Here is a 21,384-nt window from a genome sequence, read left to right as displayed (position 1 = left end):
GAGCTACAGCGACAGGTAAGTGCTCAGCTCGTAAGGCGTGACGTGGCTGCGGTAGTTCGCCCACTCCGTGCGCTTGTTGCGCAGGAAGAAGTCAAAGACGTGCTCCCCCAACGTTTCCGCGACGAGCTCGGAGGCCTCCATGGCGTGCAATGCGCTGTCGAGGCTGGTGGGCAGCTCGCGGTAGCCCATCGTGCGGCGCTCTTCGGGGGTGAGGTCCCAGACGTTGTCCTCGGCCTGCGGACCGAGCACGTAGCCCTTCTCCACGCCGCGCAGTCCGGCGGCCAGCAACACGGCGAACGCCAGATAGGGGTTGCACGCCGAGTCGGGGCTGCGGACTTCGATGCGCCGCGACGACGTCTTGTGCGGGGTGTACATCGGCACCCGCACCAGCGCGGACCGGTTGGCCGCCCCCCACGACGCCGCGGTGGGCGCCTCGCCGCCATGCACCAGGCGCTTGTAGGAGTTGACCCATTGGTTGGTAACCGCGCTGATCTCCGAGGCGTGCTCGAGGATCCCGGCGATGAACGACTTGCCCACATCCGAGAGCTGCAGCGGGTCGTCCGGGCTGTGGAAGGCGTTGACGTCGCCCTCGAACAGGCTCATGTGGGTGTGCATGGCCGAGCCGGGGTGTTCGCCGAATGGCTTGGGCATGAACGACGCCCGTGCGCCATTTTCGATCGCGACTTCTTTAATGACGTAGCGGAACGTCATCACGTTGTCGGCCATGGACAGCGCGTCGGCGAATCGCAGGTCGATCTCCTGCTGGCCGGGTGCGCCCTCGTGATGACTGAACTCCACCGAGATGCCCATGAATTCGAGCGCCTCGATGGCATGCCGGCGGAAGTTGGACGCGGAGTCGTGGATGGCCTGGTCGAAGTAGCCGGCGTTGTCGACCGGCACCGGCGGAGTTCCGTCGTTGGGGCCGGGCTTCAGCAAGAAGAATTCAATTTCGGGGTGCACGTAGCAGGAGAAGCCCAGGTCGTTGGCCTTCTGCAGCTGCCGTCGCAGCACGTGACGGGGATCGGCCCAGGACGGCGAGCCGTCCGGCATGGTGATGTCGCAGAACATCCGCGCCGAGTGGTGATGGCCGCTGGGCGAGGCCCACGGCAGCACCTGGAAAGTCGACGGGTCGGGGTTGGCCACCGTGTCGGATTCCGAGACGCGCGAAAACCCTTCGATCGAGGATCCGTCGAAGCCAATGCCTTCTTCGAAAGCGCCTTCGAGTTCGGCCGGGGCGATGGCGACCGACTTCAGGTAGCCGAGCACGTCCGTGAACCACAACCGGACGAAGCGAATGTCCCGTTCCTCCAGCGTGCGGAGGACGAATTCCTTCTGTCGATCCATACGTCGAACAGTAGGCAATTGCTGTTAATTCCGTGTTACACGGGTGCTTAGTGCTCGGCACTGTTGTTACAGCCACCAGCGCAAACACCCGCGCCGGACGCCCCGGCGGACCCCGCATCCGGGACGCCATTTCGTCGTGTCGGCGCATCGGGCGCCACAGGCCGAATTCTGATGATTCCTCAGCAGTGGCTCAGCGACGAATCCGTACCGTCGGCCGCATCGACAGCCACAGGCTCCCACGCCAAATCCGTAACCGGCTGGTGCGGTTACCGTTGTTCGTCCGAAATACGTAACCTGTTAAAGTAGTTACACGCAAGTAAGAGGCATCAGCAGGAGGTACTGAACGTGATCGCCAAACTTCTCGCCGTCACAGCTATCGGTGTCGGTGTCGCTGTGGGACAAGGCCCGAGCCAGGCACTCGTGGCGGATCCCGCGTTCAACGACCTCAGCTGCACCTGCCAGACGCCGCCGCCCGTGCCGGGCCAGACGACCGAGGACCGGATCAACCAAGGCCTGCAAGACGCGCTCAACAGGTGAGACCGCGGAGAGGCTATTGGTCGTGGCGCCGGAAACGCCACTGCTTTATCTGAATTCCGACGGCTGCGGCGAATTCGTATGAATCCGGCCTGCGCCCGGCAGTGTCGCTTGTCCGCCGCTTCGGCGCCTGTCACCTTGGCTAATCGGGGGCTAATCAAGGCGGCTACGCCCCAGCTAGAGAGGCTAGGAATGATCAGCAAAGCAGTGGCGGGTTTCGCCCTCGTTCTCGGCACCGCCGTGGGGCTGGCAGCGCCGGCTGCCGCGGACCCCGCGTTCAATCAGCTCCAATGCAGCTGCCAAGCGCCCACCCCTGACCGCAGCCCGTTTGCCGAAGAGCGCATCAACCGCGGGCTTCAGGACGCTCAGGGTCGCTGATCGGTAGATCGGCTCAGGGTTGGCAATGCAATGCCGGTGGCGGTGTGCCCGTGACGAAATAGCGCATCACGGTGCCGTCCACGCACTGGTTTCCACCGAAAACCGCGGTGTGCTGCGTCCCGTCGAAGGTGATCAGCGGCGCACCTAGCTGGCGGGCCAAGCTCACGCCCGCCTGATACGGGGTCGCCGGGTCGTGCGTAGTGGAGACCACGACGACCTTGCCGAGCGGCATCGCCGGAGCGGGGTGCGGTGCGGACGTCGCCGGGACCGGCCACAGGCCGCACAGGTCGCGCGGGGCGTTGCCGGTGAACTGCCCGTAGCTGAGGAACGGCGCGGCCTGGCGGATCTGCTGATCGGCGGCTACCCAGGTCGCGGGATCCGTCGGCGCCGGCGCATCGACACACCGGATGGCGTTGAACGCGTCCTGGTCGTTGTCGTAGTGCCCCTGCTTGTCGCGGCCCTGGTAGTCGTCGGCGAGCAGCAGCAGGTCGCCCGCGTCGCTGCCGCGCTGCAACCCGAGCAGGCCGCTGGTCAGGTACTTCCAATGCTGCGGCGTGTAAAGCGCGTTGATCGTCCCGGTGGTCGCGTCGGCATAGCTCAGGCCGCGCGGGTCCGACGTGCGTCCCGGCTTGGCCACGAGCGGGTCGATCAGTGCGTGGTAGCGGTTGACGAACTGGGTCGGATCGGTGCCCAGCGGGCATGCCGGTGAGCGCGCGCAGTCCGCGGCGTAGTCGTTGAAAGCGGTTTGGAATCCCGCGGTCTGGCTGATGTTTTCCTGGATCGGGTCGACGGTCGGGTCGATGGCACCGTCGAGCACCATCGTGCGCACGTGGTCGGCGAAATGCTCGAGGTACGTGGTACCCAGCTCGGTGCCGTAGCTGAAGCCGAGATAGTTGATCTGCTGGTCGCCCAGCGCCTGACGCACCATGTCCATGTCGCGCGCGACGGACGCGGTGCCGGTGTTGGCCAGGAAGTCTTTGCCCATCCGGCTCACGCATTCCTGCGCCAACTGCCGGTAGATCTGCTCGATGTGCGCCACGCCCGTCGGGCTGTAATCGACCATCGGTTCGGTCCGGTAGGCGTCGAACTCGGCATCGGTGCGGCAGCGCAGCGCGGGGGTGGAGTGCCCGACACCGCGCGGGTCGAACCCGACCAGATCGAAGTGCCGGGTGATGTCGCTGTTCTGCAAATCCGGCGCCATTCCGGCGACCATGTCGACAGCCGACCCGCCGGGTCCGCCCGGATTGACCAACAGCGACCCGATCCGCTGGCCCGTCGCCGGCACCCGAATCACCGCCAACTTCGCTTGTGCCCCAGTGGGATTGCTGTAATCAATCGGGACCGACACGGTGGTGCACTGTGCGGTGGGAACCTGGCTGCTGTCGTTGAGAACTTGGCTGCAACTACCCCAGTTCGCCGGCGACGCCGCGGCCGGCGGCGCCGGGTTCGGGGTCTGGCCGGCACCGGGCTCCGGCGTTGCGCCGGCGGTGGGCAGCGCCGGTTGGACGGTAACCAAGAGACCTAACGACAGCAGCACCGAGCTCAGCGATCTCAGGCGCGACATGGCTGTCAATCGTCGCAGCCTTCGGTACCTGTGACGGCGCGAATCGGTCACGCCTTGGTCTCGGGCCCGGCGCGTCGCCACGGCGAATCAGCTTTCGGGTGCCACTAGCACTTCGCGCCGCTCGGCGGGGTGGTGCCGCCGATCAGATACGCCGTCACATAGTCGTCGACGCAGCTGTCGCCCTGGAACACGACCGTGTGCTGAGTGCCGTCGAAGGTGAGCAACGAGCCGCGCAGCTGGTTGGCCAGATCGACGCCGGCCTTATACGGCGTCGCCGGATCGTGCGTGGTTGACACCACGACGGTCGGGGCGAGGCCGGGCGCCGACACCGAGTGCGGTTTGCTGGTCGGCGGCACCGGCCAGAACGCGCAGGTGCCCAGCGGTGCGTCACCGGTGAACTTGCCGTAGCTCATGAAGGGGGCGATCTCGCGGGAGCGGCGATCTTCGTCGATTACCTTGGCGCGGTCGGTGATTGGCGGCTGGTCGACGCAGTTGATGGCGACCCGCGCGTCGGTGGCGTCGGAGTAGTGCCCCTTCTGATCGCGGCGCATATACATGTCGGCCAGGGCCAGCATCGTGTCGCCGTGGTTGTCGGTCAGCTCGCGCAGACCGTCGGTCAGGTGATGCCACAGCGTCGGCGAATACAGCGCCATGATCGTGCCCACGACGGCGTCGCTGTAGCTCAACCCGCGCGGGTCCTTGGTCGGGATCGGCCTGCCGACGAGTTGATTGTTCGGGTCGACCATCGGATCGATCAGGCTGTGGTAGACGTCGACGGCCTTGGCCGGGTCGGTACCCAGCGGGCAGGCCGCCTGCTTGGCGCAGTCGGCGGCGTAGTTGTTGAACGCGTCCTGGAATCCCTTGGCCTGACGCAGATCGGCCTCGATCGGGTCGGCGTTGGGGTCGACGGCGCCATCGAGGATCATCGCCCGCACGTTGTGCGGGAACGCCTCGGCGTAGGCAGCCCCGATCCGGGTGCCGTACGAGTAGCCCAGGTAGGTCAGCTTGTCGTCGCCGAGGGCCGCGCGGATGGCGTCCAGATCCTTGGCGACGTTGACGGTCCCGACGTTGGCCAGAAAGTCCTTGCCCATCTTGTCGAGGCAGCGGCCGACGAACTGCTTGGTCTCGTCCTCCATATGCGCGACGCCGGCCGGGCTGTAGTCGACGTTCGGCTCGGTGCGCAACCGGTCGTTGTCGGCATCGGAGTTACACCAGATCGCAGGACGCGACGACCCCACGCCCCGCGGGTCGAACCCGACCAGGTCGAACCGCTCGCGGACCCGCTTGGGCAACGTCTGGACGACGCCGAGCGCGGCCTCGATGCCGGATTCACCGGGGCCGCCGGGGTTGATCACCAGCGAGCCCAGCTTGTCGCCCGTCGCCGGGAAGCGAATCATCGCCAGCGTCGCGACGTCGCCGCCCGGGTGGTCGTAGTCGACGGGCACAGCGAGCTTGCCGCACATGGCGCCGCCGGGAAGCTTCACCGATCCGCTGATGACCCGACACGGTGTCCACTCCACGGGCTGCCCCAATTTCGGGCCCGCCATCAGCGGATGTCCGGCGACAACGCGTACGCAGCCCCCCAGCAGCAGCGCCACGGCAGCGATCGCTGTCGAGACCGCAAGCATGCGCGCGAACCTGTCGCGGCGAGTCAGACTCATGCCAACACATGCTGCCAGAGAGAACCTGAGACTTTCGTGAGCGGCCGCGGCAGGTCGGCTACCAGTGGTTATTCCGGGCCGACCAGGAACTCACCGGCGCGCGCAATGGCACGATTCACACTCCCGCGACGGTGCAACCGCCCCGAAGAGATGGCAGAATGGCGCACGTCAGACGAACCCGGGGACCTGTAACGGCCACGAGGATCGACCCGACCACCATTGAGGGACAATGATGTCTGAGCAGCACGTTTACGGTGCAAGCGCGGCGGATGACGCCGCCAAGGCGCCCCGCACCAAAATTCGCACCCATCACTTACAGAAAATGAAGGCCGAAGGCCACAAGTGGGCCATGCTCACGGCCTACGACTATTCGACCGCGCGCGTTTTCGACGAGGCCGGCATCCCGGTCTTGCTGGTCGGCGACTCGGCGGCCAACGTCGTGTACGGCTACGACACCACGGTGCCCGTCTCGATCGACGAGCTGATCCCGCTGGTTCGCGGCGTTGTCCGGGGCGCCCCACACGCCCTCGTGGTCGCCGACCTGCCGTTCGGCAGCTACGAGGCCGGGCCCACCGCCGCGCTGGCCGCCGCCACCCGCTTCATGAAGGAAGGCGGCGCGCATGCCGTCAAGCTCGAGGGCGGCGAGCGGGTCGCCGAGCAGATCGCCTGCCTGACCGCGGCCGGCATCCCGGTGATGGCCCACATCGGCTTCACCCCGCAAAGCGTCAACAGCCTGGGCGGCTTCAAGGTGCAGGGCCGCGGCGACGCGGCCGAGCAGACCGTGCACGATGCGATCGCGGTGGCCGAAGCCGGCGCGTTCTCCGTCGTGATGGAAATGGTGCCCGCCGAATTGGCCACCCAGATCACCGGCAAGCTGACCATCCCGACCGTCGGGATCGGCGCCGGCCCGAACTGCGACGCGCAGGTGCTGGTTTGGCAGGACATGGCGGGCATGAGCAGCGGCAAGTCGGCACGGTTCGTCAAGCGATTCGCCAACGTCGGCGACGAATTACGCCGGGCCGCTGTTCAATACGCCGAAGAAGTGGCCGGCGGAGTTTTCCCCGCCGACGAACACTGCTTCTGAGCTACTGCATTTGGCATCGAATCTTGAAGTCGGTCAGCGGCTGCCGAATTGCTTCAAGGTCGGCGTGGGTTTGCGGGTTGGCGTCCATGTACTGCTTGATCTGATCGCCAATCTCGCTGCGCGGCTGGCCTTTTAGGCTGGTGAAGTACGCGTTGACGTCCGGGTGGGTGAACAGATACACCGACGTCGCCGCGGCAACGCCCGAGGAAACCTGGGCGAGATCGGCTGCTGTGCAGTTCGGCGGTAGCGGCCCCGGCTCCGGGTCCGCTTGAGCCGAGCCCACGGCGGCGAAAAGCATTGCACCGCTGATCGCGCCGGCGGCAATTCCGCCGACGACCGCGCGCGAAGTGGCGAGCGCGAAAAACACCATCGTTAGCTCCTCCGTCAGGTACCGATACCTACCCGCACGCAAACCATAAGCGGTTTCGGCGATTCCATGGACGAAATCCATTCAGGTGGCAAAGAGACAAAACCCCGCCGCATGGCCGCCGGGGCCGATATTCTTGCGAAATGAATCGGCGCCGCTGGATCGGGACACTGCTGGCTGTGTTGGCGATGATGCCAATTCCCGGAATCGTCGTCGCGACGGGATCCGCCGGGCGGGCCCAAGCCACGGTCTGTGTCGGTGCCGGCCGGCGGGTGTCGGTCAGCGGTTGCGCCAACGTCGCCGACGCGATCCAGCGCTACGTACCGCCACCGACGGATTACGCGCCGATGCCGGAGGACACTGCGCCGCCTCCCCCGCCCCCGTAGTCGATCGCGCGGCGGGAAGCATCCGTCCGCCCAGGCCAGCGGTCGCGGACACGCCGCAGCAACGATCGCTGCCGGCGGTGCAAGTGTGGTGTGGCACCCTATGGGTAACCAGCTACGAGCGTCGATGACCGTGTAATGCCCCGTCGGCGCGCCCCCTTTATGGAGCCGAAAAAATGCCAGAAACCTCGCGTCATCTGGAGGTCGAGCGCAAGTTCGACGTCCTCGATTCGACGGTCACACCGTCGTTCGAAGGCATCGCGACGGTGGCCCGGGTGGAGAAGTTGCCGACGCAATCGCTGGACGCGATGTACTTCGATACACAGACGCAGGACCTCGCCCGCAACAAGATCACTCTGCGTCGCCGCACCGGCGGCCACGACGCCGGCTGGCACCTGAAGTTGCCGGCCGGGCCCGACTCCCGCACCGAGATCCGCATGCCTTTGGGCTCCGCGGACGACGAGACCGTGCCCAGCGAATTGCTGGACGTGGTGCTGGCGATCGTCCGTGACCGGCCGCTGCGACCCGTTGCCCGCATCACGACTCAGCGCGAAAGCCAGGTGCTGTACGGCACCGAGGGCGCGCCGTTCGCGGAGTTCAGCAATGACCACGTCCGCGCCTGGTCGGCCAATGCGAGTGATAGCCCGGACTCGGAGCCCGTCGTCCAGGAGTGGCGGGAATGGGAACTCGAGCTCGACGAATCCCGTGGGGCGGACGACACCGAGCTGCTGAGCCGATTGAGCAACCGGCTGCTGGATGCCGGCGGCGAACCCGCGAATCATGCCTCCAAGCTGGCGCGGGTGCTCGGTACGACGTTGCCGACCAACGGGTCTGAACCGCCCGACGATCCGGTGCAGCGGGCGATCGCCGAGCAAATCAACGAGCTGGTGGTGTGGGACCGCGCGGTGCGCGCCGATGTCTTCGACTCCGTGCACCAGATGCGGGTCACCACCCGCAAAATCCGCAGCCTGCTCAAGGACGCCCAAGCGGGATTGTCCGACGACACCCATGCTTGGGTCCTCGACGAGCTGCGCGAGCTCGCCGGCGTCTTGGGCGTGGCACGCGACGCCGAGGTGCTCGCGCAGCGCTACGAGCAAGAGCTGGACCGGCTCTCACCGGAGCTGGTGCGGGGACCGGTGCGCGAACGCCTGGTCGAGGGCGCCAAGCGCCGCTATCAATCGGGGCTGCGGCGGTCGCTGATCGCGATGCGGTCGCAGCGCTACTTCCGGCTGCTCGACGCGCTCGATTCGATAGTGGCCGAAACGCCGACGACCGCGACCGGTGAGCAGCCGGCGCCGGTCACGATCGACGCCGCGTACAAGAAGGTACGCAAGGCCGCCAAGGCGGCCGCCGAAGCGGACCAGGCCGCGCAAGCGCACGAAGAGCAGCTCGCCGCGGGCGCCGACGAGGAGCCCGACGACGACGAAGAAGAACACGATCGCGACGAGGCGCTGCACGTAATTCGTAAGCGCGCCAAGCGACTTCGCTATACGGCTGCGGCGACCGGGGCGGACGACGTCTCCAAGCAGGCCAAGGCCATCCAGTCGCTGCTCGGGGACCACCAGGACAGCGTGGTCAGCCGGGAGCACCTGGTCCAACAGGCCGACGCCGCACATGCCGCGGGCGAAGACACCTTCACCTACGGCCTGCTCTACCAGCAGGAGTCGGATCTGGCCGAGAGCTGCCGCCAGCAGCTCGACGAGGCGCTGCGCAAGCTCGACAAGTCGGTCAAGAAAGCGCGCTGACTAAGGGCGGGCGAGTTGGCCTGTAAGCCGGATTCTGTTCCCCACCGCCGCGGCGTAACCAACGGCGGCACGGCGGCGACCATCCATCTGGACACACCGTCGCCGGGTGCCTCGAGCGGCCTACCCGCAGGCTCGGGCGAGCTACCCTCAATCGCCTGCGCGGCCGCACCTTTCGGTGCGGCCTTCTTGACCTTGCTTCGGGTGGGGTTTGCCTAGCCACCCCGGTCACCCGGGATGCTGGTGCGCTCTTACCGCACCGTTTCACCCTTACCACCGCGAGGGTGGCGGTTTGTTTTCTGTGGCACTTTCCCGCGAGTCGCCTCGGATTGCTGTTAGCAATCACCCTGCTCTGTGAAGTCCGGACTTTCCTCGAACCGCCTCGCGACGGTCCGCGGCCGCCCGGCCAACTCGTCCGCACGAACACGGTACTCGCTGGGGAATCTGCTGACCAGCGGCATTTGACATGGCCGCATTTATTGCATCATTGCCTAAATAGCAATGTTGGTGTCACATTGACCGCATGACAGAAACCGACGGGTACGTCGATCAGGCGTTCGCGGGACTTGCTGACCCGCAGCCGATGTACAAGACGTTGCGCGAAACCACGCCGGTGTTCCGGTCACCGTCGGCGTGGGTTCTCAGCCGCCTGGCCGACATCGAGATGGCGCTCAAGCACACCGAGTTGTTCTCGTCGAACATGGACGCCGTCGACCTTGGCAACGTCCGGCCGATGATTCCCCTGCAAATCGACCCGCCCAATCACGCGAAATACCGCCGCATCCTCGATCCGTTGTTCACCCCGCGAGAGATGGCCCGGCGCGAACCACGCGTCAGCGAGCTGGTCAACGAGATGATCGACCGCTTCGCCGGACGGGGCGAATGCGACTTCCACGAAGAGTTCGCCGTTCCCCTGCCCTGCACCGTCTTCCTGCAATTGCTCGGCCTGCCGCTGGAGGACCTCGACCAGTTCCTGGAGTGGAAGGACGGCATCATCCGGCCGGAGGGCGACTCGGGGTTTGACCGGCGTCACGAGTCCGGTGCGCCTACGGCGCAACAGATCTATGCGTATTTCGAGCGCGCCATCGACGACCACATCGCCAACCCGCGCGACGACGTGCTGTCCTCGATGATCGCGGCGACCGTGGAAGGTAAACCGCTGACCCGCGAGGAGCTGCTCGACATTTGCATCCTGTTCCTGATCGCCGGGCTGGACACGGTGACCGACTCGCTGGACTGCTTTTTCGTCTACCTGGCGCGCCATCCCGAACACCGCCGCCAGCTCGTCGAGCAGCCCGACATCCTGCCGAGTGCCATCGAGGAGCTGCTGCGCTGGGAGACACCGGTGCCCGGCGTGGCCCGCGTCGCCGTCCAGGACACCGAGATCGGCGGGTGTCCCATCAGCAAGGGTGAGCGAGTCAGCCCGTTGCTCGGCGCCGCCAACACCGACCCCGCCGAATTCCCCGATCCGGAGTTGGTGGACTTCAGCCGCAGCCCGAACCGGCACCGCGCGTTCGGCGGCGGCCCGCACCGCTGCCTCGGATCTCACCTGGCCCGGATGGAGCTGCGGGTGGCGTTACGCGAATTCCACCGGCGCATACCGGATTACGAGGTCAAGCCCGGCACGCAGCTGACGTACACAGCCGCGCTGCGGTCGGTCGAGACACTGCCCTTGGTGTTCCCGGTGTCATGACGCGCGTCTCGGTCGATCCCGACTTGTGCACCGGGCACGGACGCTGTTACAGCCTGGCACCCGAGGTCTTCGACGCCGACGACGTCGGCCACTGTGTGGTGCTCGTCGAAGACGTCTCGGGTGAGTTGGAAGGACAGGCCGTCGTCGGCGAGAAAAACTGCCCGGAGCAAGCCATCACGTTGTCGCGCTGACTAGCTCATGTGGTCTGTTTGCCGGCAATCGCGTGGTAGGCCAGATCGGCGATCGCCGAGCAGTATTCCTCTTCGATAGCAGCGTCGGAGTACAGCGCGCGAATGTTGATGGGCGCCAACAGAACCTGGGTGGCAGCCACCGTGGTGATTCCGTCGCGTAGTTCGCCGCGCTGCCTGGCCCGGTCGATGATCTGGCGCACCACCGCGAAACGGGCCCGCCAGAACATCATTCGGGTTTCTTCGTCGTGACGTCCACGCGGCGCCATCACCAAAGCCCGCAAGAATGCCCGGCCCACGTCGTTGTTGACGCGCTTGGCGACGCTGATGGCCAAAGCTTGCAGGTCTCCGCGCAACGAGCCCGTGTCCGGCACCTCACCCCAGGTCTCGAGGTCAGCGAGCGCTGCGTCGACGATCAGCCGTTGACGATCGCCCCAGTGCTGGTAAATCGTTTCCGCGTCGATGCGATGACGCTCGGCCAGTGCCTCGATGCTGAATCGCTCGACGCCCCAGCGGGCCAACTCGTCGAGCACCGCCGGCATCACCTGCGCCCGGACGTCCGCCGGAACGGCGTCCGGCAATTCGTCGGGTGGTTGATCCGCCGACATCTACTACTCCTAGCGGCTAGAGGTAGCCGGTCTGATTCACGAGTCGCACCGAAGATGCCCCGTCCGAATAGAACTCAGCGATGCTCAAGGATGCCAGGTCGAGGTGCAATCTGTACAGGATCTCGGGTCCGGCATCCAGCGCCAGGCGCAGCAACATCTTGATCGGCGTGACGTGCGAGACGACCAGCACCGTGGCACCGGGATAGGTGGCCAGGATTCGCTCGCGCGCCTGCAGGACCCGGTCGAGCGCGGCATCGAAGCTCTCGCCGCCCGGCGGCTGCGTGCTGGTGTCGCGCAGCCAGCGGGTGTGTAAGTCCGGATCGCGTTCGGCGGCCTCGGCGAACGTCAGCCCCTCCCAGCCGCCGAAGTCGGTCTCGATCAGGTCGTCGTCCACGGCCACGTCCAGGCCCAGCGCCTTGGCCGCCACGGACGCCGTGTCGTAGGCGCGTTGCAGTGGCGAGGAGATGACCGCGGCGATTCCACCGCGCTCTGCCAGATACCGCGCCGCCGCTTGGGCCTGCCGGCGGCCCAGGTCGGTCAGTTCCGGATTGCCGCGCCCGGAATAGCGCCGCTGCACCGACAGCGCGGTCTGGCCGTGGCGCAGCAACAGCAGCCTGGTCGGGGTGCCGCGCGCTCCGGTCCAACCGGGCGGCGACGACGGTTGTGTCGCAGCGGATTTCGCGTCGGAAGCGGCTGTGGATTCGGTGGGCGCCGACGCGGAGATCGCCGACTCGGCTTCCTGCGAACACACTTCGGCCGCGGCGTCCATCGCTTCGTTGGCCAGCCGATCGGCGTGCTTGTTGCGTTCGCGCGGTATCCACGTGTAGCTGATCCGTTCGAAACGCACCGCCAGCTTTCGCGCCTCGGCGTGCAACTCGATCAGGTCGGGATGCTTGACCTTCCATCGCCCCGACATCTGCTCCACCACCAGCTTGGAATCCATGAAGACGTCAGCCTCGCTGGCACCGAGCCGCACGGCGTCTTCCAAACCGGCTATCAGCCCGCGGTATTCGGCGACATTGTTGGTCGCCCGGCCGATCGCCTGCTTGCTTTCGGCCAGCACGGTGTCGCGGTGCTCGGCGTGCACCACCGCGCCGTAGCCCGCCGGCCCGGGATTGCCGCGGGACCCGCCGTCGGCTTCGATGACGACCTTCATCGGCCGGGCGCCTTGACCCGCAACAGGATCGCGCCGCACTCCGGGCAGCGCACCACGTCGTCGTCGGCCGCCGCGGAGATGCGGGCCAGCTCGCCCCGGTCGATCTCGATCCGGCATGCGCCGCACCGATGCCCGAGCAGCGGCCCGGCGCCCGGTCCTCCCCCGGCTCGCTGCCGCTCATAGAGGGCGGACAAATCGGGGTCCAGTGCCGCGGCCAGCCGGTCCCGTTGCGACGAGTGCGCCTGGCGGGTCTCGTCGATTTCGGCCAGCGCGGCGTCGAGGCCCTGCTGCGCTCCGGCCAGCTCGGCCTGCAATGCCTCCATCGCGTCCTGCTCGGCGATCACCTGGGCCTGCAACTCCTCGCGACGTTCCATGACTTCCAGCAGCGAATCTTCCAGGCTGCTCTGCCGACGCGTCAGGGTTTCCAGTTCGTGCTGCAGGTCCGCCAGCTGCTTGGGGTCGGTGGTCCCCGACTCCAGCAACGACCGGTCGCGGTCTTCGCGCTGGCGCACCGCCGCGATCTCCGACTCGTAACGTGACACCTGAGAGTCCAAGTCCTCCAGCGCGATTCGCACCGCGCCCAGCCGGTCATTAGCGGCGTCGTGTTCGGCGCGCATCCGCTCGATGGCCTCGCGCTGCGGCAGACGTGTGGCCCGATGCGCGATCCGGGTCAGCTCCGCGTCCAGCTCGGACAGTTCCAACAGCGAACGCTGCTGTGCTACTTCGGCTTTCATCATTGATCTCCACATGTTTCGTCGCCGAGATTCCAGGGGTCGGTGCGAGTGGTGGACACGTGTACCGGCAGTTCCGCACCGAAACGGGACCGCAGCACCTCGGCAGCTTGCGCGCACCAGGGGAATTCGCTGGCCCAGTGCGCGACGTCGACCAGCGCCACGTCCGACCCACGGCAATGCTCGTCGGCGGGATGATGGCGTAGGTCGGCGGTCACATAGGCCTGTACGTCGGCGCGGGCAGCAAGGCTCAGCAGCGAATCTCCGGCGCCGCCGCACACCGCGACCCGCGACACGACCCGGTCCGGGGCACCGGCGGCCCGCACGCCCCAGGACGTCCGCGGCAACGCGGAAACGACCCGGGAGACGAAGGCGCGCAACGATTCGGGTTGGGCCAGCATGCCGATACGGCCCAACCCGGCCTCACCCGGCGCGGGCACCAGGGCGAAGATGTCGAACGCGGGCTCCTCGTAGGGGTGGGCGGCGCGCATCGCGGCCAGCACGGCCGCTCGGGCCCGCGCGGGTGCGACGACCTCGAACCGGTCCTCCTCCACCCGCTCGACGGTCCCGACGCTGCCCACCGCGGGTGTGGCGCCCTCATGCGGCAAGAACTGCCCGATACCGCTGACGCTCCAGCTGCAGTGCGAGTAGTCGCCGATGTGCCCGGCGCCGGCCTGGAACACGGCCGCCTGCACCGCTGCTGCGTTCGCGCGCGGTACATAGATCACCCACTTATCGAGATCGCCCGGCTCCGAAAGGGGTTCGAGCACGGCCTCGACGGTGAGACCAAGAGCGTGCGCCAGCGCGTCGGAGACACCGGGCGATGCCGAGTCGGCATTTGTGTGCGCGGTGAACAGCGAACGCCCGCTTCGGATCAGCCGGTGCACCAGCGCGCCCTTGGGCGTGTTGGCCGCGACCGTGTCGACCCCGCGCAACAGCAGTGGGTGATGAGCCAGCAGCAGGCCCCCCTCGGGGACTTCGTCGACGACCGCCGCTGTGGCATCGACGGCAATTGTCACCGAATCCAGCACATCGTCGGGGTCCCCGCACACCAGGCCAACCGAATCCCACGATTGAGCAAGCCGCGGCGGGTAGGCCTCGTCCAATACCTCGATGACGTCGGACAGCCGCGCGCTCACCGTTGCCTCCCACCATGCGAGACCGGCGTGGCCTCCGAGATCGCTTGGACCAGCAGCGGCCACTCTTGGCGCACCGCGACCCGCAGATAACCGTCGTCGAGGCCGACGAACGTGTCGCCACGGCGCACTGCGATCCCCTTGTCGTGCAGATCCGTTCGCATGCGAACGGCATCGGGGATGCGGAATAGGACAAACGGGGCGCGGCCGTCGACCACCTCGGCGCCCAGCGCCGTCAGAGCGGCCGCCATCTCGGTGCGCAACAGCATCAGCCGTGCGGCGTCGGCTTGCGCGTCGGCAACCACGTCGGCCGCACAGCATGCGTCGATGGCCGTCAGCTGCAGCGTCCCCACCGGCCAGTGCGCACGCCGGGAGGTCAACCGCGCCAATACCTCTGGGGCGCCCAGCGCATAGCCCACCCGCAATCCGGCCAGCGCCCAGGTCTTGGTCAGACTGCGCAGCACCAGGACGTCGGCCAACGAGTCGGCGGCCAGCGACTCCGGCTCGCCGGGAATCGAATCCGCGAACGCCTCGTCGACCACCAGGATCCGCCCGGGCCGCCGCAGCGCCAGCAGCTGCTCGCGGCGGTGCAGCACGCCGGTCGGGTTGGTCGGATTGCCCACCACGACGAGATCGGCGTCCTCGGGCACGCCGTGAGCCTGAAAGGCTGCATCGAGGCCGAACGGCGGGTCCAGGACGACGTGGTGCACCGGCACACCGGCCGCGCTCAGCGCGACGGCCGGCTCGGTGAACGAGGGCGCGATCAGCGCCGCCCGGGCCGGCCGCAGGTTGGGCAACAGTGCGAACCCTTCGGCGGCCCCGGCCAGCGGCAGCACCTCGTCGCGGGCCCGGCCGTGCCGCCGCGCGACCGCGTCTTGTGCCCGGTGCAGGTCCTCGATGCCGGGGTAGCGTGCCAGGTGGGGCAGCCGCGCGGCCAGCCGCTCGATCAGCCAGTGCGGCGGCTGGGCATGCCTGACGTTGACGGCGAAATCGAGCATGCCCGGCGCGGCAGCCTGATCACCGTGATAGCGCGCCATCGCCAGCGGGCTCGGGTCCGGACTCGCCATCCGTGAAACACTAGTGCGCCGTCCTGGGAGCCCGGCAGCAACACCGTCACACCGCGACGCCGGCCATCGAGGACAATGGTGACGTGACACGCGCAGTTTCGGCCGATGGCCAGGTCCCGCAGTTGGTGATCTTCGATCTCGACGGCACCCTGACCGATTCCGCGGCGGGCATCGTCGCCAGCTTCACCCATGCCCTCGAGCACGTCGGCGCCCAGGTGCCCGAGGGTGACCTGGTGGCCCAGATCGTCGGGCCGCCGATGGACGAAACGTTCCAGCTGATGCTCGGCGAGGACGCCGACGCGGCGTTCACGGCGTTTCGGGCCGAGTACGGCGCCCGGGGCTGGTCGAACAACAGCCTGTTCGAGGGGATCGAGCCGCTGCTGGCCGATCTGCGCGCCGCCGGGGTGCGGTTGGCCGTTGCCACCTCGAAGCTGGAACCGACGGCACGCCGGGTCCTGGCCTACTTCGCGCTCGATCACCATTTCGAGGTCATCGCCGGCGCGTGCCCGGACGGTACCCGCCGCAGCAAGGAAGAGGTGCTGGCCCACGCGCTGGCCCAGCTGCAGCCGCTGCCCGAGCGCGTGCTGATGGTCGGTGATCGCAGCCACGACGTCGACGGGGCGGCCGCCCACGGCATCGACACGGTCGTCGTCGGCTGGGGCTATGGCAAGGCCGACTTCGCCGACGGCTACGCCGTGACCGGAGTTACCCACGCGGCGACGATCGCCGACCTGCGGAGGGCGCTGGGTGTCTGAGGCTTTGCACGTCACTTTCGTATGCAGCGGCAACATCTGCCGCTCGCCGATGGCCGAGAAGATGTTCGCCGATCAGCTGCGGCAGCGCGGTCTCGCCGATGCGGTGCGGGTGACCAGCGCGGGCACCGGAAACTGGCACGTCGGCAGTGGCGCCGACGTGCGGGCGGCCAAGGTGCTGCGGGCCCACGGCTACTCCACCGCTCACCGCGCCGCGCAGGTCGACGACGACCACCTGGGCGCTGACCTGGTGGTGGCGTTGGGCCGCAACCATCTTCGGATGCTGCAGCAACTCGGTGTCGACAACGACCGGATCAGGATGCTGCGCTCGTTCGACCCGCGATCGGGCGCCCATGCCCTCGACGTCGAGGATCCCTACTACGGCGACCATGCCGACTTCGAGGAGGTGTTGGCCGTCATCGAGGCCGCACTGCCCGGGCTGCACGACTGGGTCGACGAACAGCTAGCGCAAAACGGGCACGGTTGATGCGGCGTTTTCTCGCACGGTTGGCATTCCTGCTCCGGCCCGGCTGGATAGCGCTGATCCTGGTGGTCATCGCCTTCACCTACCTGTGCTTCATGGTGCTCGCGCCGTGGCAGCTGGGCAAGAACGCCCGCACGTCGCGCGAAAACCACCAGATCGAGAACTCGCTGAACACCGCACCGGTGCCCTTGAAAACCTTGTTGCCGCACCAGGATTCGTCGGCGCCGGCCGCACAATGGCGACGCGTGACCGCGACCGGGCATTACCTGCCCGACGTCGAGGTGCTGGCCCGGTTGCGGGCCGTCGAGGGGGATCAGGCCTTCGAGGTGCTGGTCCCGTTTGTCGTCGACGACGGGCCGACCGTGCTCGTCGACCGCGGTTACGTGCGTCCCGAGCCCGGCTCGCATGTCCCGCCGATCCCCCGCCCGCCGCAGGAGAAGGTGACCATCACGGCGCGACTGCGTGACTCCGAGCCCGCGGTTACCGACAAGGAGCCGTTCTCCAGAGACGGTGTGCAGCAGGTGTATTCGATCAACACCGACCAGGTCTCGGTGCTGACCAAGGTGCCGCTGGCCGGGTCGTATCTGCAACTGGTCGAAGACCAGCCGGGTGGTCTCGGCTTGATCGGCGTGCCGCACCTCGACGCCGGACCGTTCCTGTCCTACGGCATCCAGTGGATTTCGTTCGGCATTCTGGCCCCGATCGGGCTGGCCTATTTCGCCTACTCCGAAATCCGGATCCGGCGTCAGGAAAAACAGACAAAAGCGCCCGAAACCCCGATGAGCGTCGAGGAGAAACTCGCCGACCGCTATGGCCGCCGCCGGTAACAACACGTGCGATGACGGTTTCCACCGTGCACTGATGGTGGGAAATTGGCAATCTTCCCGCCCGCGGCGCACACTCAGCGCCGCCGATGCACACTCAAGGCCGCCACACCCGCTGCGGCCGCCAGCTGCACCGCTCGCGACAACGCGACCGCGCGGCGCAGATCGGCCGCGACGGGCTGACGCCCGTCGCCCAGGGTCGGGCGGATCTGCAACTCGTGGTGATACTGCGTGGGCCCGCCCAGCCGCACGCCCAGCGCGCCCGCGAAAGCCGCCTCGACCACGCCGGCGTTGGGACTGGGATGACGAACCGCGTCGCGGTGCCAGGCCGCGGCCGCGCCCAGCGGCGACCCGCCGACCAGCGGTGCGCACGCCACTACCAGCACCGCTGTTACCCGGGCGGCCACGTAGTTGGCTGCGTCGTCCAATCGTGCTGCGGCCCAACCGAATCGGATGTACCGGGGCGAGCGGTGGCCGATCATCGCGTCCAGGGTGTTGATCGCGCGGTACATCAGCACGCCGGGCACCCCGCCCACGCTCCCCCACAGCAGCGGCGCCACCTGCGCATCGGAGGTGTTCTCAGCGACGGACTCCAGCGCCGCGCGGGTCAGCCCCGAACCGTCCAGCCGGGACGGGTCACGCCCGCACAACGACGGCAGCAGGCGCCGCGCGGCCTCGACGTCGTTGCGATCGAGCAGCTGCGCCATGTCCAGGCCGGTGCGCGCCAACGACGTTCCGCCCAAGGCGACCCAGGTCGCGGTTGCGGTCGCGGCGACCGACCACAGCGGATTCCGATTTGCGGCGGTCCGCGCCACGGCCGTGCCGATCAGCCCCACCGCGCCGACCGCGAGGCCCACGTGCACTGCACCGGCGATCTTGGCGTCGCGATAGGTGAACCGCTCCAGCCTGGCGGCCGCGTCGCCGAATGCCGCGACGGGATGGCCCCTTTTCGGGTCGCTCAGCGCGAGGTCAACCAGGTAGCCGACCAGCACGCCGGCGATCCGGGTCCGCATCGCAACCACCTCGGCAGCGTCTCACATGCGCCGTGCGGGCGCGCCGCTAGGCGACCGACACGACGATCAGGACCGCGGCCACGACGGCGGTGCCGGCCAGCACCCACCACAGCAGTAACGACGTATCGAGGTCCATGAGTCCACAGATGCCCACTTCCGGCCGGAACTAACGTCTGGTCTACTCGGGTGCATGAAGCCCGTGACCCGGGTCGCCGACCTGCTCAACGCGGCCGCGCTGCTGCTGCCCGCCGCGAACGTGATCATGCAGTTGTCCTTGCCGGGTGTCGGCTACGGCGTGCTGGAAAGCCCGGTCGACAGCGGCAACGTCTACAAGCACCCGTTCAAGCGGGCCCGCACCACCGGCACCTATCTGGCGGTGGCGACCATCGGGACGGAGTCCGACCGAGCGCTGATCCGCGACGCCGTCGACGTCGTGCACCGCCAGGTCCGGTCCACGGCGGTCAGCCCGGTGTCCTACCACGCGTTCGACCCCAAGCTGCAGCTGTGGGTGGCCGCCTGCCTGTATCGCTACTTCGTCGATCAGCGCGAGTACCTCCATGGCCCACTGGACGAGGCCAGCGCCGAGGCGGTCTATCAGGACGCCAAGCGGTTGGGCACGACGTTGCAGGTGCCCGAGCGGATGTGGCCGCCGGACCTCGTCGCGTTCGACGAGTACTGGAAGCGTTCGCTCGACGAGCTGCGCATCGACCCGCCGGTGCGCGAGCACCTGCGCGGCGTGGCCGCCATGGCGTTTCTGCCGTGGCCGATGCGAATGCTGGCCGGTCCGCTCAACCTGTTCGCGACAACGGGGTTCCTGGCCCCGGAGTTCCGGGCGATGATGCAGCTGGACTGGTCGCAGCGTCAACAGCGCCGGTTCGAGTGGCTGCTGTCGGCCTTGCGGCTGGCCGATCGGTTCATCCCGCACCGCGCGTGGCTCTTCGGCTATCAGCTCTACCTGTGGGACATGCGATTTCGGGCGCGCCGCGGCTGGCGGATCGTCTAGCTGGCGACGCCGGCACGGCGACCAGATGGAAAGGTCGCGCTCGGCTCGTAAAGTCGAGTCATGACCTTCCCCGCCCTCAACCACGTCGCGGTCACGGTGCGTGACATCGGCGTCAGCGGCCCCTGGTATCGCGATCTACTCGGGACCGATCCCATGCTCGACGAGCACACCGACGCCGGATTCCGCCATCAGGTGTGGCTGCTGCCCAACGGCACGGTGTTCGGCATCCATCAACACGACCACGAGGCGCCCGAGGAGACGTTCAGCGAACATCGCGTCGGCCTGGACCATGTCGGGTTCGGCTGCGCCAACCGCGCCGAACTCGAAGAATGGGTCACCCGGCTCGACGAGCTCGGCATCGCCCACGGCGGCATCGTCGACGCGTCCTACGGCTCGGGCCTGAGTTTCCGCGACCCCGACGGCATCGCGCTGGAGTTCTTCGCCCTGCCTGGGTGACGCAGCGGGCCCGCGCCCGCCCTGGACGGTTGAGCGCCTAGCGGACCGTCGCGAAAAACGCGCGCACGTCCTCGACGAACAACTCGGGTTGCTCGAACGCCGCGAAGTGACCGCCGCGCGGCATGTCGGTCCAGTGCGTGATGTTGTAGTTCGGCTCGCACCAGCTGCGCTGCATCTTCAGCAACTCGCCCGGGAAAGCGGCGACGCCGGTGGGCAACTCGACTCGACTGCCCGCGCCGAAGTTGCGGAAGCTCTCCCAGTACATCCGCGCCGACGACGTGGCCGCGTTGTTGACCCAGTAGACCATCACGTTGTCGAGTAACTCGTCTCGGCTGATGACATTCTCCGGATGCCCGTCGCAATCGGCCCAGGCCCAGAACTTTTCGATGATCCAGGCCAACTGACCGACCGGTGAATCGGCCAGACCGTAGCCCAGCGTCTGGGGCCGGGTGGACTGCTGCTTGGAATAGCCGGTGCCCCACTCGCGGTGCTCAGCCATCGCGGCCAGCGCGGCCTTCTCCTGCTCGGTCGGGTTGTCCAGGTTGCCCGGACGGCCGATCGGCATGTTCAGGTGAATTGCGGTGCAGTGTCCCCGGTTTCGGCCGATCTGCGTGGTGACCGCCGCCCCCCAGTCGCCGCCCTGGGCGCCGTAGTTCTGATATCCCAGCCGGACCATCAGCTGTTCCCAGGCCTGTGCGGTCTTCTGCACGCCCCACCCGGTACGGGTGGGCTTACCGGAAAAGCCGTATCCGGGCAGCGACGGGCACACCACGTGGAAAGCGTCCTCGGCACGGCCGGACGCCGGATTCGTCAGCGGCTCAATCACCTTGTGGAACTCCACAATTGAGCCCGGCCAGCCGTGCGTGATCACCAGCGGGAAGGCGTCGGCGTGCGGGGATCGCTGGTGAATGAAATGAATGTCCAGCCCCTCGATATCGGTGACGAACTGATCGAAGCGGTTGAGCGCGGCCTCGCGCGACCGCCAGTCGTATTCGTTGGCCCAGTAGTCGGCAAGCTCGCGGGTGTAGGCCAGCGGAATGCCCTGACTCCAGTCGTCCACACACTCGGCTTCCGGCCATCGAGTGCGCGCCAGGCGCGACCGCAGATCCTCGAGTACGTCATCGGGAACGTCGATTCGAAACGGCTTCACGCACTCATAGTGCCGCCGGCGATGATCCCGGCGACAGCCGCCCCGCGGCCGTCGTCTCGCGCGAAG

23 protein-coding genes and 1 other RNA gene are annotated in these 21,384 nt (G+C 67.5%); 12 read left to right on the top strand and 12 right to left on the bottom strand.

What is annotated here, in order from left to right; translation table 11 throughout:
* Window positions 1-3: 3 nt before the first annotated feature.
* Entirely contained in the window at window positions 4-1,344 is a 1,341-nt protein-coding gene (glnA, locus tag AAHS21_RS24710) for a type I glutamate--ammonia ligase (RefSeq protein ID WP_025735084.1), read from the bottom strand.
* Window positions 1,345-1,689: 345 nt separating this feature from the next.
* Here glnA and AAHS21_RS24705 point away from each other — a divergent pair, with 345 nt between their 5' ends.
* Both AAHS21_RS24705 and AAHS21_RS24700 read left to right on the top strand, forming a co-directional pair.
* On the top strand, window positions 1,690-1,881 hold the full coding sequence (locus tag AAHS21_RS24705; RefSeq protein ID WP_342930171.1) for a hypothetical protein: 192 nt from the start codon (window positions 1,690-1,692) through the stop codon (window positions 1,879-1,881).
* A gap of 189 nt (window positions 1,882-2,070) precedes the next feature.
* Window positions 2,071-2,256: a hypothetical protein gene (locus AAHS21_RS24700; RefSeq protein ID WP_342930170.1), complete on the top strand. Its 186-nt coding sequence runs from the start codon at window positions 2,071-2,073 to the stop codon at window positions 2,254-2,256.
* Window positions 2,257-2,269: 13 nt separating this feature from the next.
* On the opposite strand, the gene AAHS21_RS24695 is transcribed toward AAHS21_RS24700, so the two are convergent.
* Both AAHS21_RS24695 and AAHS21_RS24690 read right to left on the bottom strand, forming a co-directional pair.
* The gene (locus AAHS21_RS24695; protein WP_342930169.1) at window positions 2,270-3,829 is read right to left on the bottom strand and encodes an alpha/beta hydrolase; all 1,560 of its coding nucleotides are present in this window, start codon (window positions 3,827-3,829) and stop codon (window positions 2,270-2,272) included.
* A gap of 95 nt (window positions 3,830-3,924) precedes the next feature.
* Window positions 3,925-5,481, bottom strand: a complete 1,557-nt coding sequence (locus AAHS21_RS24690; protein WP_342930168.1) for an alpha/beta hydrolase — start codon at window positions 5,479-5,481, stop codon at window positions 3,925-3,927.
* Between the two features lie 232 nt (window positions 5,482-5,713).
* Here AAHS21_RS24690 and panB point away from each other — a divergent pair, with 232 nt between their 5' ends.
* Window positions 5,714-6,565, top strand: a complete 852-nt coding sequence (panB, locus tag AAHS21_RS24685) for a 3-methyl-2-oxobutanoate hydroxymethyltransferase (RefSeq protein ID WP_342930167.1) — start codon at window positions 5,714-5,716, stop codon at window positions 6,563-6,565.
* Window position 6,566: 1 nt separating this feature from the next.
* Here the strand turns inward: panB and AAHS21_RS24680 are convergent, their stop codons facing one another.
* Window positions 6,567-6,935 (bottom strand): heme-binding protein, encoded by a 369-nt coding sequence (locus tag AAHS21_RS24680; RefSeq protein WP_342930166.1) that lies wholly within the window; start codon window positions 6,933-6,935, stop codon window positions 6,567-6,569.
* Between the two features lie 140 nt (window positions 6,936-7,075).
* Here AAHS21_RS24680 and AAHS21_RS24675 point away from each other — a divergent pair, with 140 nt between their 5' ends.
* On the top strand, window positions 7,076-7,318 hold the full coding sequence (locus AAHS21_RS24675; protein ID WP_342930165.1) for a hypothetical protein: 243 nt from the start codon (window positions 7,076-7,078) through the stop codon (window positions 7,316-7,318).
* Between the two features lie 173 nt (window positions 7,319-7,491).
* Window positions 7,492-9,060 (top strand): CYTH and CHAD domain-containing protein, encoded by a 1,569-nt coding sequence (locus tag AAHS21_RS24670; RefSeq protein WP_342930164.1) that lies wholly within the window; start codon window positions 7,492-7,494, stop codon window positions 9,058-9,060.
* 7 nt (window positions 9,061-9,067) lie between these two features.
* Here AAHS21_RS24670 and rnpB read toward each other — a convergent pair.
* Window positions 9,068-9,471: RNase P RNA component class A (gene rnpB / locus AAHS21_RS24665), an RNA gene on the bottom strand.
* A gap of 109 nt (window positions 9,472-9,580) precedes the next feature.
* Between rnpB and AAHS21_RS24660 the strand changes: the two genes are divergently transcribed.
* Together AAHS21_RS24660 and AAHS21_RS24655 are read left to right on the top strand one after the other, a co-directional pair.
* Window positions 9,581-10,750, top strand: coding sequence for a cytochrome P450 (locus AAHS21_RS24660; RefSeq protein WP_342930163.1), 1,170 nt, complete (start codon window positions 9,581-9,583; stop codon window positions 10,748-10,750).
* Complete coding sequence (locus AAHS21_RS24655; protein ID WP_342930162.1) at window positions 10,747-10,941, top strand: ferredoxin; 195 nt, start codon at window positions 10,747-10,749, stop codon at window positions 10,939-10,941. Before AAHS21_RS24660 ends, AAHS21_RS24655 begins: the two co-directional genes overlap by 4 nt.
* A 5-nt stretch (window positions 10,942-10,946) precedes the next feature.
* On the opposite strand, the gene AAHS21_RS24650 is transcribed toward AAHS21_RS24655, so the two are convergent.
* From AAHS21_RS24650 to cobC, 5 genes are read right to left on the bottom strand one after another with little or no spacing between them, the layout of a single operon-like run.
* Complete coding sequence (locus AAHS21_RS24650) at window positions 10,947-11,546, bottom strand: TetR-like C-terminal domain-containing protein (protein WP_342930161.1); 600 nt, start codon at window positions 11,544-11,546, stop codon at window positions 10,947-10,949.
* A 16-nt stretch (window positions 11,547-11,562) separates the two neighbouring features.
* Complete coding sequence (locus AAHS21_RS24645; protein WP_342930160.1) at window positions 11,563-12,702, bottom strand: bifunctional RNase H/acid phosphatase; 1,140 nt, start codon at window positions 12,700-12,702, stop codon at window positions 11,563-11,565.
* The gene (locus tag AAHS21_RS24640; protein WP_342930159.1) at window positions 12,699-13,436 is read right to left on the bottom strand and encodes a zinc ribbon domain-containing protein; all 738 of its coding nucleotides are present in this window, start codon (window positions 13,434-13,436) and stop codon (window positions 12,699-12,701) included. Before AAHS21_RS24640 ends, AAHS21_RS24645 begins: the two co-directional genes overlap by 4 nt.
* Window positions 13,436-14,572 (bottom strand): Nif3-like dinuclear metal center hexameric protein, encoded by a 1,137-nt coding sequence (locus AAHS21_RS24635; RefSeq protein ID WP_342930158.1) that lies wholly within the window; start codon window positions 14,570-14,572, stop codon window positions 13,436-13,438. Before AAHS21_RS24635 ends, AAHS21_RS24640 begins: the two co-directional genes overlap by 1 nt.
* A complete protein-coding gene (cobC, locus tag AAHS21_RS24630; RefSeq protein ID WP_342930157.1) occupies window positions 14,569-15,636 on the bottom strand; it encodes an Rv2231c family pyridoxal phosphate-dependent protein CobC in 1,068 nt (355 codons plus the stop codon). The genes AAHS21_RS24635 and cobC overlap by 4 nt, the downstream gene beginning before the upstream one ends.
* A 125-nt stretch (window positions 15,637-15,761) precedes the next feature.
* On the opposite strand from cobC, the gene AAHS21_RS24625 reads away from it, so the two are divergent.
* Genes AAHS21_RS24625 through AAHS21_RS24615 form a run of 3 tightly spaced genes read left to right on the top strand, consistent with a single transcriptional unit; the run spans window position 15,762 to window position 17,699 of the window.
* The gene (locus tag AAHS21_RS24625; protein ID WP_342930252.1) at window positions 15,762-16,391 is read left to right on the top strand and encodes an HAD-IA family hydrolase; all 630 of its coding nucleotides are present in this window, start codon (window positions 15,762-15,764) and stop codon (window positions 16,389-16,391) included.
* On the top strand, window positions 16,384-16,875 hold the full coding sequence (locus AAHS21_RS24620) for a low molecular weight protein-tyrosine-phosphatase (protein ID WP_342930156.1): 492 nt from the start codon (window positions 16,384-16,386) through the stop codon (window positions 16,873-16,875). Before AAHS21_RS24625 ends, AAHS21_RS24620 begins: the two co-directional genes overlap by 8 nt.
* Complete coding sequence (locus AAHS21_RS24615) at window positions 16,875-17,699, top strand: SURF1 family protein (protein WP_342930155.1); 825 nt, start codon at window positions 16,875-16,877, stop codon at window positions 17,697-17,699. Before AAHS21_RS24620 ends, AAHS21_RS24615 begins: the two co-directional genes overlap by 1 nt.
* 74 nt (window positions 17,700-17,773) lie before the next feature.
* Here the strand turns inward: AAHS21_RS24615 and AAHS21_RS24610 are convergent, their stop codons facing one another.
* On the bottom strand, window positions 17,774-18,709 hold the full coding sequence (locus AAHS21_RS24610; protein ID WP_342930154.1) for a cobalamin biosynthesis protein: 936 nt from the start codon (window positions 18,707-18,709) through the stop codon (window positions 17,774-17,776).
* Between the two features lie 190 nt (window positions 18,710-18,899).
* On the opposite strand from AAHS21_RS24610, the gene AAHS21_RS24605 reads away from it, so the two are divergent.
* Together AAHS21_RS24605 and AAHS21_RS24600 are read left to right on the top strand one after the other, a co-directional pair.
* Complete coding sequence (locus AAHS21_RS24605; RefSeq protein ID WP_342930153.1) at window positions 18,900-19,712, top strand: oxygenase MpaB family protein; 813 nt, start codon at window positions 18,900-18,902, stop codon at window positions 19,710-19,712.
* Window positions 19,713-19,772: 60 nt separating this feature from the next.
* The gene (locus tag AAHS21_RS24600) at window positions 19,773-20,168 is read left to right on the top strand and encodes a VOC family protein (protein ID WP_342930152.1); all 396 of its coding nucleotides are present in this window, start codon (window positions 19,773-19,775) and stop codon (window positions 20,166-20,168) included.
* 37 nt (window positions 20,169-20,205) lie between these two features.
* Here the strand turns inward: AAHS21_RS24600 and AAHS21_RS24595 are convergent, their stop codons facing one another.
* The gene (locus AAHS21_RS24595) at window positions 20,206-21,318 is read right to left on the bottom strand and encodes an epoxide hydrolase family protein (RefSeq protein WP_342930151.1); all 1,113 of its coding nucleotides are present in this window, start codon (window positions 21,316-21,318) and stop codon (window positions 20,206-20,208) included.
* Window positions 21,319-21,384: the final 66 nt, after the last annotated feature.

This window comes from Mycobacterium sp. 050272 (assembly GCF_039023525.1).
GTDB lineage: Bacteria > Actinomycetota > Actinomycetes > Mycobacteriales > Mycobacteriaceae > Mycobacterium.
The sequence above is the reverse complement of the archived record's forward strand: the minus strand, read 5'-3'. Positions and strand labels throughout refer to the sequence as shown.